Source organism: Streptomyces sp. NPDC051104, from assembly GCF_040682835.1.
GTDB classification, from domain to species: Bacteria; Actinomycetota; Actinomycetes; order Streptomycetales; family Streptomycetaceae; genus Streptomyces; species Streptomyces cynarae.
The window spans coordinates 20,471-31,678 of the sequence record NZ_JBFBBS010000018.1 but is presented as its reverse complement, the minus strand read 5'-3'; the positions used below and the strand labels follow the sequence as shown (position 1 = coordinate 31,678).

Below are 11,208 nucleotides of genomic sequence, written 5' to 3'. Positions count from 1 at the left end.
CCCGTCCATTCCCCCATCCCCGAAGGGACATCAACGATGATGCGACGACGTACCACCCTGCTCACCGGCTGCACCGCCCTCGCCCTCGCACTCGGCGCGACCGCCTGCGGCGGCGGCCCCGTCACCGCGGGCGGCGGTGACAAGGCCCTCAGCGGCCAGACGGTCACCGTGGCCGGCGTCTGGACCGGCAGCGAGCAGAAGAACTTCCAGAAGGTCCTGGACGCGTTCAGCGAGAAGACCGGCGCCAAGACCCAGTTCATCTCGACCGGCGACAACGTCTCCACCGTCGTCGGCAGCAAGATCGAGGGCGGCAACGCGCCGGACGTCGTGATGGTCCCGCAGGTCGGCGTGCTCCAGCAGTTCGCCAAGAAGGGCTGGCTCCAGCAGCTGTCCGCGACCACCGAGAAGTCGGTCGACAGCAACTACGCGCCGGTGTGGAAGAAGTACGGCAGCGTCGACGGCACCCTGTACGGCCTGTACTTCAAGGCCGCCCACAAGTCGACCGTCTGGTACAGCCCCGACGCGCTCAACCAGGCCGGGGTCAAGCCGCCGAAGACGTACGACGAGATGCTGAAGGCCGGGCACACCATCTCCGACTCGGGCCTCGCCGCCTTCGCGGTCGCGGGCGAGGACGGCTGGACCCTCACCGACTGGTTCGAGAACATCTACCTCTCCCAGGCCGGTCCCGAGAAGTACGACGCGCTCGCCGAGCACAAGCTCAAGTGGACGGACCCGAGCGTGGTCAAGGCGCTCACCACGCTGGGCAAGCTGTTCAAGGACAAGCAGCTGATCGCGGGCGGACAGAAGGAGGCCCTGAACACCGACTTCCCGGGCTCTGTGGAGAAGGTGTTCGGGCCCAAGCCCCAGGCGGGCATGGTCTACGAGGGCGACTTCGTGGCCGGGGTCGCACACGACCAGTTCGGCAAGACCATCGGCAAGGACGCGGACTTCTTCCCGTTCCCGTCGGTCGACGGCGGTACGGCACCGGTCGTCAGCGGCGGTGACGCGGCGGCCGTCCTCAAGGACGGCAAGAACGCCAAAGCCGGCATGAAGCTGCTGGAGTACCTGGCGACCCCCGAGGCCGCGGCCGTGTGGGCGAAGGCGGGCGGCTTCCTGTCCCCGAACAAGCAGCTCGACCCCTCCTCCTACGGCGACGACGTGACGCGTGCGACGGCCAAGTCCCTGATCGCGGCGGGCGATTCGGTCCGCTTCGACATGTCCGACCAGGCGCCGGCGGCTTTCGGCGGCACCAAGGGCGCGGGCGAGTGGAAGCTGCTGCAGGACTTCCTGCGCGACCCGTCGAACCCGAAGGCGACCGCGGCCCAGCTGGAGGACGCGGCGGCCAAGGCGTACCAGGGCTGACCGGCCATGACTGCCACGCTCGTGAATGAGGCGAGCCCGCCGACCGCCGCCGGTGCCGCCGTGAGGCGCCGCACCCGGCGGCGGGGGCGGATCATCGCCCTGCTGTTCGTGTTCCCCGCGCTGCTGCTGCTCGGTGCGCTCGTCGTCTACCCCGTGCTGTTCTCGATCGGCCGCAGCTTCTTCGACGCCTCCGGCACCCGGTTCGTGAGCGGCGACAACTACGCCGAGATGTTCCGCGACCCGGCGACGCTGAAGGCCATCCGGAACACCACCATCTGGGTGGTCGTGGCCCCGGCGCTGCTGACGGGCCTCGGCCTGATCCTGGCCGTGCTGGTGGAGAAGGTCCGCTGGTCGACGGCGTTCAAGCTGCTGCTGTTCATGCCGATGGCGGTGTCCTTCCTCGCCGCCGGCATCATCTTCCGGCTCGCCTACGACGAGGACCCCAACAAGGGGGTGCTGAACGCGGCCGCGGTCTCGATCCACGACGCGTTCAAGGGCGCGTCGTCGTATCCGACGGCGCGGGTGCGCGAGGGGCAGGGCCTGACGCAGGGCCGTGACGGGTCGTACGCGACGAGTGCGGGCGCCTCACCGGGTGACTCGGTGACACTTCCGATGGTCGGCGTGCTGCCCAAGGACCTGCCGAAGGATGCCTCGCCCGCGTACGCGGCGGCCGGGAAGAAGGCCGCGGCGGACGAACTGCGCGGGGTCGTCTACCTGGACTTCACGCCCGGTGGCGGCGGGAAGCAGGGGAAGGTGGACCCGCGGGAGAGCGGGCTGCCCGGGGTGAAGGTCGAGGCCGTGCGCGACGGGCGGACGGTGGCCGGTACCACGACGGCGGCCGACGGCTCCTTCCGCTTCCCGGGGCTGAAGTCCGGCTCGTACACGGTGAAGCTGCCGTCCTCGAACTTCGCGGCGCCGTACCAGGGCGTGTCGTGGCTCGGGCCGACGCTGGTCACGCCCGCGATCATCGGGGCGTACCTGTGGATCTGGACCGGCTTCGCGATGGTGCTGATCGGCGCCGGGCTGTCGACGCTCCCGCGGGACGCGCTGGAGGCGGCGCGGATGGACGGGGCGAACGAATGGCAGATCTTCCGGCGGATCACGGTGCCGCTGCTGGCACCGGTGCTGACCGTGGTCTTCGTGACCCTCGTCATCAACGTGATGAAGGTGTTCGACCTCGTCTACATCATCGCGCCCGGGCCGGTGCAGGAGGACGCGACCGTGCTCGCCACCCAGATGTGGCTGGTGTCGTTCGGCGGCGGCAACAACCAGGGCCTCGGCAGTGCGCTGGGCGTGCTGCTCCTGCTGCTGGTGATCCCCGCGATGGTCTTCAACGTCCGGCGTTTCCGAAGGAGTCAGCGATGAACGCGGTGAGGCGGGGACTGGGCAACGGGCTGGTGCAGGCCTTCCTGGTGGTGGTCGGCCTGGTCTGGCTGACCCCGCTGGCGGGGCTGTTCGTGTCGTCGCTGCGGTCGTCGGAGGACACGGCGAAGGGCGGCTGGTGGACAGCGCTGGTCAGCCCCGGGCAGCTGTCCTTCGACAACTACTCGGCGCTGCTGAAGAACGCCGGGATCACGCAGGCCTTCTGGAACACCGTGCTGATCTCCGTGCCGGCGACGGTGCTGGTGGTCGTGCTGGCGGCGCTCGCCGGGTACGCGTTCGCGTGGCTGGACTTCCCCGGGCGGGAGCCGCTGTTCCTGCTGGTGGTGGCGCTGCTGGTGGTACCGGTGCAGATCGGTCTGCTGCCGGTGGCGAAGCTCTTCGGCGCGCTGGGCCTGTTCGGGACGATCCCCGGCGTGGTCCTCTTCCACGTGGCGTACGGGCTGCCGTTCGCGGTGTTCCTGCTGCGGAACTACTTCGCGGAGATGCCGAAGGAGATGCTGGAGGCGGCGCGGATGGACGGGGGGAGCGAGTGGCGGATCTTCACCCGGCTGGTCCTGCCGGTGGGGCGGCCCGCGATCGCGAGCCTGGCCATCTTCCAGTTCCTGTGGGTGTGGAACGACATGCTGGTGGCGCTGTTGTTCGCGGACAGCTCCTCACAACCGCTGACCGTCGAACTCCAGTCGCAGATACGGCAGTTCGGCAGCAACATCGATGTACTGGCGCCGGGGGCGTTCCTGTCGCTGATCGTGCCGGTGGTCGTGTTCTTCGCGTTCCAGCGGCACTTCGTGCAAGGCGTGATGGCGGGCTCGGTCAAGTGACCGAGCCCGCCGCGGCGACTCGTGCGGGGGCGGCCGAGGAGACGGCCGCCCCCGGTCACGCGTACGTCCAGCGCCAGGCGCCCGCGCTGTAGGCGCACCTGATCCGCGCACCGCTCGCGGTGGTGGTCAGCGCCCCGTGGTCACTGTGCTCCCGTACGGGTTCACGGTCATCCTCCCGGGACGGCGCGGCATCAGCCGTGGAAGGTGATGTAACCGTTGCCGTCCCGGTCGTCGTGGGACTTGGTGTAAGCGTGGGTGTCCGCGTGGGCACCAGACCGCTTGTACAGGTAGATGGTGTCCTTGTCGTTGTTCCAGATGAAGTTGCAGTTCTGGCGGTAGACGACGTTCCCTGCGTCCGAGTCGGTGCCGTGGCCCCCGCGCAGGTTCACGTAGTCGCCGGGCTGGAGGTAGTGGTTCGCGGGGAAGGTGAACCGGTTGCCGGCGGCGTCCTTGACGACGTAGCCCTTCAGGTTGACCGTCGTGCTGCGCGAGTAGTTCTTGATCGTCAGGTACTCGTTCTTGCTGTTGCCCGTACGGCAGTTGTTGGAGTCCCGCCCCGGTGCGTCGTACTGGACGCCCTTGATCTTCAGGGCGGAGGAGTACTCGGTGGCCTGGGCCGGGCTCGCGACGACGACGGCGAGCGCTGCCGCCGTGACGGCGGTCAGCGCGAAGCGTATACGCATGAGGTCCCCCCTCGATGGTGCGGCTGGTGCGCCAGGAGCTTACACAAAAGTTGACCAGTACATGAAAGTCTGGTGCAGAAAATGTGAAGCCTCTGCTCGAGGGGGTCAACCGAGGCGACGGGGCGGCAGTCGGGTCACCCGCTGCCGCCCCCGTTCCTCACGGCGACGCCGGTGGGTACAAAGAGCGCGGCAGCTTCGACGCCGCCGCCGCGTCCAGCAGCCACAGCGTGCGCGAGCGGCCGTGCGCGCCCGCCGCGGGCGCCTGGATCTCGCCCGCACCCGACAGGGCGATCGCCACCGCCTGCGCCTTGTCCTCGCCCGCCGCCAGCAGCCACACCTCGCGCGCCGCCCGGATCGCCGGCAGCGTGAGGGAGATACGCGTCGGCGGCGGCTTCGGCGCGCCGTGGACGGCGACGACCGTTCGTTCCGTCTCCCGTACCGCCGGCAGTTCCGGGAACAGCGACGCCACATGCGTGTCCGGGCCGACGCCCAGCATCAGCACATCGAAGGTGGGCACAGAGCCGTGGTTCTCGGGACCCGCGGCCCGGGCCAGTTCCGCCGCGTACGCCTCGGCCGCAGACTCCACGTCCGCCCCGTACGGGCTGTCCGACGCGGGCATGGCGTGCACGCGCTTCGGGTCCAGCGGCACGGAGTCGAGCAGAGCCTCCCGGGCCTGGGTCACGTTGCGCTCCGGGTCGCCCTCCGGCAGGTACCGCTCGTCGCCCCACCACAGGTCCAGACGCCCCCAGTCGATGGCGTCCCGGGCCGGCGCGGCGGCGAGCGCGGCGAGCAGGCCGTTGCCGTTGCGGCCACCGGTGAGCACGACCGACGCGGAGCCGCGCGAGGCCTGCGCGTCCACGATCTTCGTGATCAGCCGGGCCGCCGCGGCCTGGGCCATCAACTCCTTGTCGCGGTGCACGACGAGCTGGGGAGCAGTCACTTGGCGGCCGCCTTCTTCGCCGGGGCCTTCTTGGTGGCCTTCTTCGCGGGTGCCTTCGCGGCCGTCTCCACGGGGGCCTCGACCGCCTCCGGCTCCTGAGCCGCAGGCTCGTCGGCCACGGGGTCGCCGGCCTCCGTGTTCAGCCGGTCCACCCCGTACCGCAGCGCCGACGCGTACGTGTCGTCCGGGTCGAGCCGCCGCAGCTCCTCCGCGATCAGCTCGGCCGTCTCCCGGCGCTTGAGCGCCACGGCCCGGTCCGGCTGGCCCTGGATGGACAGGGTCGCGAGCGAGCCGTCCGCGCGGCCCAGGGCGATCGGGCCGCAGCTCGTCTCCATGCGGACCGCGGTCAGGCCAGGGCCCGAGGAGAGCGAGCGCTTCACCCGGACGTCCAAGCGGTTCGCCAGCCACATCGCCAGGAGTTCGCAGCTCGGGTTGAACTCCTCGCCCTCCACCTCGACCTTCCGCACCTCGCAGGTGACCTGGTCGAGGGCCGCGGCCAGCATCGAGCGCCAAGGCGTGATGCGGGTCCACGACAGGTCCGTGTCGCCGGGTGTGTAGGCATCGGCCCGGGCGCTCAACTCCCGTACCGGCGCCTCCGCCGTGTAGGAGTCCGTCACCCGGCGCTGCGCGAGTGCGCCGAGCGGGTCGTTCGCCGGGTCGAGCGGCGCGTTCACCGGCCACCAGGCGACGACCGGCGCGTCGGGCAGCAGCAGCGGCAGCACCACGGACTGGGCGTGGTCCACCACCTCGCCGTACAGCCGCAGCACCACCGTCTCGCCGGTGCCGGCTTCCGCGCCCACCCGCACCTCCGCGTCCAGACGCGAGGAGGTGCGGTCGCGCGGCGAACGCGAGACGCGCTTGATGACCACGAGGGTGCGCGAGGGGTGCTCGCGCGAGGCCTCGCTCGCGGCCTTCAGCGCGTCGTAGGCGTTCTCCTCGTCGGTGACGATGACCAGCGTGAGCACCATGCCGACGGCGGGTGTGCCGATCGCTCGGCGGCCCTCCACCAGCGCCTTGTTGATCTTGCTGGCCGTGGTGTCCGTGAGGTCTATCTTCATGGCCGGCGCCAGCTCCGTCCGTCTCGCTGAAGCATCTCGTCCGCCTCGACGGGCCCCCAGGTGCCGGCCGGGTACTGCGCGGGCCTGCCGTGCTTGTCCCAGTACTCCTCGATCGGGTCGAGGATCTTCCAGGACAGCTCGACCTCCTCGGTCCGCGGGAAGAGGTTGGCGTCACCCAGCAGCACGTCCAGGATCAGGCGCTCGTACGCCTCCGGGCTGGACTCCGTGAAGGACTCGCCGTAGGCGAAGTCCATGGACACGTCCCGGATCTCCATCGAGGTGCCGGGCACCTTGGAACCGAAGCGCACGGTGACGCCCTCGTCCGGTTGGACGCGGATGACGACCGCGTTCTGGCCCAGCTCCTCGGTGGCCGTGGTGTCGAAGGGGGAGTGCGGGGCGCGCTGGAAGACGACCGCGATCTCCGTCACCCGGCGGCCCAGCCGCTTTCCGGTGCGCAGGTAGAACGGCACGCCTGCCCAGCGGCGGTTGTCGATCGCCAGCTTCACCGCGGCGTAGGTGTCGGTCTTCGACTTCTTGTCGATGCCCTCTTCCTCGAGGTACCCGATGACCTTCTCGCCGCCCTGCCAGCCGGCCGTGTACTGCCCGAACACGGTCGAGGCGCCCAGGTCCTTCGGCAGCCGTACCGCGCCGAGCACCTTCGTCTTCTCCGCGGCGAGCGCGTCGGCGTCGAAGGAGGCGGGCTCCTCCATGGCCGTCAGCGCCAGCAACTGCAGCAGGTGGTTCTGGATGACGTCACGGGCGGCCCCGATGCCGTCGTAGTAGCCCGCGCGGCCGCCGATGCCGATGTCCTCGGCCATCGTGATCTGCACGTGGTCCACGAAGGACCGGTTCCAGATCGGCTCGAACATCGTGTTGGCGAAGCGCAGCGCCAGGATGTTCTGGACGGTCTCCTTGCCCAGGTAGTGGTCGATGCGGAAGACCTGGTCCGGGGCGAAGACCTCGTGCACGACCTTGTTGAGCTCCTCGGCCGACTTCAGGTCGTGGCCGAACGGCTTCTCGATGACCGCGCGGCGCCAGGAGCCAGCCGGCTGGTCGGCGAGGCCGTGCTTCTTCAGCTGCTGGATGACCACCGGGAAGGACTTGGGCGGCACGGAGAGGTAGAAGGCGAAGTTGCCGCCCGTGCCCTGCGCCTTGTCGAGCTCCTCGATCGTCCCGCGCAGCCGCTCGAACGCGTCGTCGTCGTCGAAGGTGCCCTGGACGAAGCGCATCCCCTGGATGAGCTGCTGCCAGACCTCCTCGCGGAACGGCGTACGGGCGTGCTCCTTGACTGCGTCGTGGACCACCCTGGCGAAGTCCTCGTGCTCCCAGTCGCGGCGGGCGAACCCGACGAGCGAGAAGCCTGGCGGCAGCAGACCGCGGTTTGCCAGGTCGTAAACGGCCGGCATCAGCTTTTTACGTGACAAATCGCCCGTAACGCCGAAAATGACTAGACCCGACGGCCCCGCGATGCGCGGGAGCCGTCGGTCCGCGGCGTCACGAAGCGGATTCGCTCCGTGTGCGGATGTCAAGATGTCAGCCCTCCGAGGGCGCGAGGCGCTGCAGTTCCGCCTCGGTCGACTTGAGCAGGTCGTTCCAGGAGGCCTCGAACTTCTCGACGCCCTCGTCCTCCAGGAGCTGGACCACCTCGTCGTACGAGATCCCGAGCTTCGCGAGCGCGTCGAGATCGGCGCGCGCCTGCTCGTAGGTGCCGGCAACGGTGTTGCCGGTGATCTCGCCGTGGTCCTCGGTGGCCACCAGGGTGGCCTCCGGCATGGTGTTCACCGTGTTCGGCGCCACCAGCTCGTCCACGTACAAGGTGTCCTTGTACGCCTTGTCCTTCACGCCGGTGGAGGCCCACAGCGGACGCTGCTTGTTCGCGCCCGCCTTCTCCAGCGCGCTCCACCGGTCCGAGGAGAAGACCTCCTCGTACGCCTGGTAGGCCAGGCGCGCGTTGGCGATGGCGGCCTTGCCGCGCAGCGCCTTGGCCTCGTCGGTGCCCAGCTCGTCGATCCGCTTGTCGATCTCGGTGTCGACGCGGGAGACGAAGAAGGACGCCACCGAGTGGATCTTTGAGAGGTCCAGGCCCTTCTCGCGGGCCTTCTCCAGGCCGCTGAGGTAGGCGTCCATGACCTCGCGGTAGCGTTCCAGCGAGAAGATCAGCGTGACGTTGACGCTGATGCCGTTGCCGATCGTCTCGGTGATCGCCGGCAGGCCCCCACGGGTCGCCGGGATCTTGATGAGGGTGTTCGGCCGGTCGACCAGCCAGGCCAGCTGCTTGGCCTCGGCGACGGTGGCCCGGGTGTTGTGCGCGAGCCGCGGGTCGACCTCGATCGACACCCGGCCGTCCTGGCCCTCGGTGGCGTCGAACACCGGACGCAGGATGTCCGCGGCGTCCCGGACGTCCGCGGTGGTGATCATGCGGATCGCCTCTTCGACGGTGACCTTCCGGGCGGCGAGGTCGGCGAGCTGCTGCTCGTAGCCGTCGCCCGACGAGATCGCCTTCTGGAAGATCGTCGGGTTGGTGGTGACGCCCACGACGTGCTGCTGGTCGATCAGTTCGGCGAGGTTGCCGGACGTGATCCGCTTGCGCGACAGGTCGTCCAGCCAGATCGCGACGCCTTCCTCGGAGAGGCGCTTGAGTGCGTCTGTCATGGAAAATGCATCTCCTACGTGTCGTGTATCAGCGTCAGCGCTGGGCGGCGGCGATCGATTCCCGGGCGGCGGATGCGACGTTCTCGGCAGTGAAGCCGAACTCGCGGAAGAGCACCTTGCCGTCGGCCGAAGCACCGAAGTGCTCCAGGGAAACGATGCGTCCCGCATCCCCGACGTACTTGTGCCAGGTGAGGCCGATCCCGGCCTCGACCGCGACCCGCGCCTTCACGGACGGCGGCAGGACGCTGTCCCGGTACCCCTGGTCCTGCTCCTCGAACCACTCCACGGACGGCATCGACACGACCCGCGTAGGAACGCCGTCGGCCTGGAGCTGCTCGCGCGCCTCGACGGCGACGTGCACCTCGGACCCGGTGGCGATCAGGATGACCTGCGGCTCGCCGCCTTCCGCCTCGAACAGCACGTAGCCGCCGCGCGTGGTGTCCTCGTTCGGCTCGTACGTCGGCACGCCCTGACGGGTCAGCGCCAGACCGTGCGGGGCGCCCTTGCCGAACTCCTTCGTCCAGCGCTTGAGGATCTCGCGCCAGGCGATGGCGGTCTCGTTGGCGTCGGCCGGGCGCACGATGTTCAGGCCCGGGATCGCGCGCAGCGAGGCCAGGTGCTCGACCGGCTGGTGGGTGGGGCCGTCCTCACCGAGGCCGATGGAGTCGTGCGTCCACACGTACGTGACCGGCAGGTGCATCAGCGCGGACAGGCGCACGGCGTTGCGCATGTAGTCGGAGAACACGAGGAAGGTGCCGCCGTAGATACGGGTATTGCCGTGCAGCGCGATGCCGTTCATCTCCGCGGCCATGGAGTGCTCGCGGATGCCGAAGTGGATCGTGCGGCCGTAGGGGCTCGCCTCCGGCAGCGGGTTGTCGGCCGGGAGGAACGAGCTGTTCTTGTCGATCGTGGTGTTGTTCGACCCGGCGAGGTCGGCGGAACCGCCCCACAGCTCGGGGATCACCGCACCGAGGGCCTGGAGCACCTTGCCGGAGGCGGCACGCGTGGCGACGCCCTTGCCCGCCTCGAAGACCGGGAGCTTCTCCTCCCAGCCGGTGGGCAGCTCGCCCTTGCTGATCCGGTCGAACTCGGCGGCGCGCTCGGGGTTGTTGTCCCGCCACTGCTGGAAGGACTTCTCCCACTCGGCCTTGGCCTCACGGCCCCGCTGAAGCGCCTCGCGGGTGTGCGCCAGGACCTCGTCCGCGACCTCGAAGGACTTCTCCGGGTCGAAGCCGAGGACCCGCTTGGTGGCCGCGACCTCGTCCTCGCCCAGCGCGGAGCCGTGCGCGCCCTCGGTGTTCTGCGCGTTCGGCGCGGGCCAGGCGATGATCGAACGCATCGCGATGAAGGACGGCCGGTCCGTGACCTTCTTCGCTGCCTGGACGGCGTTGTAGATCGCGTGCGGGTCCAGGTCGCCGTCCGGCTTCGGGGCGACGCGCTGCACGTGCCAGCCGTAGGCCTCGTACCGCTTGACCGTGTCCTCGGAGACAGCGGTCGCGGTGTCGCCCTCGATGGAGATGTGGTTGTCGTCCCACAGAAGGATCAGATTGCCGAGCTTCTGGTGGCCGGCCAGCGAGGACGCCTCCGCCGAGATGCCCTCCTGCAGGCAGCCGTCGCCGGCGATGCAGTAGACGAAGTGGTCGAAGGGGGACTCGCCCTGCGGGGCGTCCGGGTCGAACAGACCGCGCTCGTAGCGGGCGGCCATCGCCATGCCCACGGCGTTGGCGACACCCTGGCCCAGCGGGCCGGTCGTCGTCTCCACGCCCACCGTGTGCCCGTACTCGGGGTGGCCGGGGGTCTTCGAGCCCCAGGTGCGGAAGGCCTTCAGGTCGTCCAGCTCCAGGCCGAAACCGGCCAGGTAGAGCTGGGTGTAGAGGGTCAGGGACGAGTGGCCGGCGGACAGCACGAAGCGGTCACGGCCCACCCAGTCGGCGTCGGCCGGGTCGTGGCGCATCACCTTCTGAAAGAGGGTGTAGGCGGCCGGCGCCAGGCTCATCGCCGTACCCGGATGGCCGTTTCCGACCTTCTGTACGGCATCGGCGGCCAGGACACGCGCGGTGTCGACCGCACGCTGGTCCAACTCGGTCCACTCGAGGTCTGTGGTGGTCGGCTTGGTGCTCACCCTGGGTCAGGGCTCCTCTCCACATGTCGAATGCCGGTGCACGGGCGCCCACCGGCCGCTGCTGAGCCTACCCCCGCAAGTACGTGCGTCTTTTCGGGTCATTCCAGACTGCCGGGAGTCTCGGAGGTCCGCCTCCCGACCCGCCATATCCGTAGTCGGCAACTGAATACGGACCCGCTCACCCGATCGC

9 protein-coding genes are annotated in these 11,208 nt (G+C 69.5%); 3 read left to right on the top strand and 6 right to left on the bottom strand.

What is annotated here, in order from left to right; all coding sequences use genetic code 11:
- Positions 1 to 36: 36 nt before the first annotated feature.
- From AB0N14_RS23665 to AB0N14_RS23655, 3 genes are read left to right on the top strand one after another with little or no spacing between them, the layout of a single operon-like run.
- A complete protein-coding gene (locus tag AB0N14_RS23665; protein ID WP_366027695.1) occupies positions 37 to 1,362 on the top strand; it encodes an ABC transporter substrate-binding protein in 1,326 nt (441 codons plus the stop codon).
- 6 nt (positions 1,363 to 1,368) lie between these two features.
- The gene (locus AB0N14_RS23660) at positions 1,369 to 2,727 is read left to right on the top strand and encodes an ABC transporter permease subunit (RefSeq protein ID WP_366027694.1); all 1,359 of its coding nucleotides are present in this window, start codon (positions 1,369 to 1,371) and stop codon (positions 2,725 to 2,727) included.
- Positions 2,724 to 3,563: a carbohydrate ABC transporter permease gene (locus AB0N14_RS23655; RefSeq protein ID WP_366027693.1), complete on the top strand. Its 840-nt coding sequence runs from the start codon at positions 2,724 to 2,726 to the stop codon at positions 3,561 to 3,563. Before AB0N14_RS23660 ends, AB0N14_RS23655 begins: the two co-directional genes overlap by 4 nt.
- 191 nt (positions 3,564 to 3,754) lie before the next feature.
- Here AB0N14_RS23655 and AB0N14_RS23650 read toward each other — a convergent pair whose 3' ends face one another.
- The 6 genes from AB0N14_RS23650 to tkt all read right to left on the bottom strand — a co-directional run bounded on the left by AB0N14_RS23650 (position 3,755) and on the right by tkt (position 11,018).
- Positions 3,755 to 4,246 (bottom strand): lamin tail domain-containing protein, encoded by a 492-nt coding sequence (locus tag AB0N14_RS23650; protein ID WP_366027692.1) that lies wholly within the window; start codon positions 4,244 to 4,246, stop codon positions 3,755 to 3,757.
- A gap of 157 nt (positions 4,247 to 4,403) precedes the next feature.
- Positions 4,404 to 5,186 carry a 6-phosphogluconolactonase gene (pgl, locus tag AB0N14_RS23645; RefSeq protein ID WP_366027691.1) on the bottom strand — a complete coding sequence of 261 codons (783 nt, stop codon included), beginning with the start codon at positions 5,184 to 5,186 and terminating at the stop codon, positions 4,404 to 4,406.
- On the bottom strand, positions 5,183 to 6,244 hold the full coding sequence (gene opcA, locus AB0N14_RS23640) for a glucose-6-phosphate dehydrogenase assembly protein OpcA (protein ID WP_366027690.1): 1,062 nt from the start codon (positions 6,242 to 6,244) through the stop codon (positions 5,183 to 5,185). Before opcA ends, pgl begins: the two co-directional genes overlap by 4 nt.
- On the bottom strand, positions 6,241 to 7,773 hold the full coding sequence (zwf, locus tag AB0N14_RS23635; protein WP_366027689.1) for a glucose-6-phosphate dehydrogenase: 1,533 nt from the start codon (positions 7,771 to 7,773) through the stop codon (positions 6,241 to 6,243). Before zwf ends, opcA begins: the two co-directional genes overlap by 4 nt.
- A 4-nt stretch (positions 7,774 to 7,777) precedes the next feature.
- Positions 7,778 to 8,896 carry a transaldolase gene (gene tal, locus AB0N14_RS23630; protein WP_366027688.1) on the bottom strand — a complete coding sequence of 373 codons (1,119 nt, stop codon included), beginning with the start codon at positions 8,894 to 8,896 and terminating at the stop codon, positions 7,778 to 7,780.
- 34 nt (positions 8,897 to 8,930) lie between these two features.
- Positions 8,931 to 11,018, bottom strand: coding sequence for a transketolase (gene tkt / locus AB0N14_RS23625; RefSeq protein ID WP_366027687.1), 2,088 nt, complete (start codon positions 11,016 to 11,018; stop codon positions 8,931 to 8,933).
- Positions 11,019 to 11,208 lie beyond the last annotated feature (190 nt).

Excerpts from the sequence above, each read along its gene's own strand:
- AB0N14_RS23665 (WP_366027695.1), top strand. The coding sequence starts at position 37 with ATGATGCGACGACGTACCACCCTGCTCACCGGCTGCACCGCCCTCGCC.
- AB0N14_RS23660 (WP_366027694.1), top strand. The coding sequence starts at position 1,369 with ATGACTGCCACGCTCGTGAATGAGGCGAGCCCGCCGACCGCCGCCGGT.
- AB0N14_RS23655 (WP_366027693.1), top strand. The coding sequence starts at position 2,724 with ATGAACGCGGTGAGGCGGGGACTGGGCAACGGGCTGGTGCAGGCCTTC.
- AB0N14_RS23650 (WP_366027692.1), bottom strand. The coding sequence starts at position 4,246 with ATGCGTATACGCTTCGCGCTGACCGCCGTCACGGCGGCAGCGCTCGCC.
- opcA (WP_366027690.1), bottom strand. The coding sequence starts at position 6,244 with ATGAAGATAGACCTCACGGACACCACGGCCAGCAAGATCAACAAGGCG.
- tal (WP_366027688.1), bottom strand. The coding sequence starts at position 8,896 with ATGACAGACGCACTCAAGCGCCTCTCCGAGGAAGGCGTCGCGATCTGG.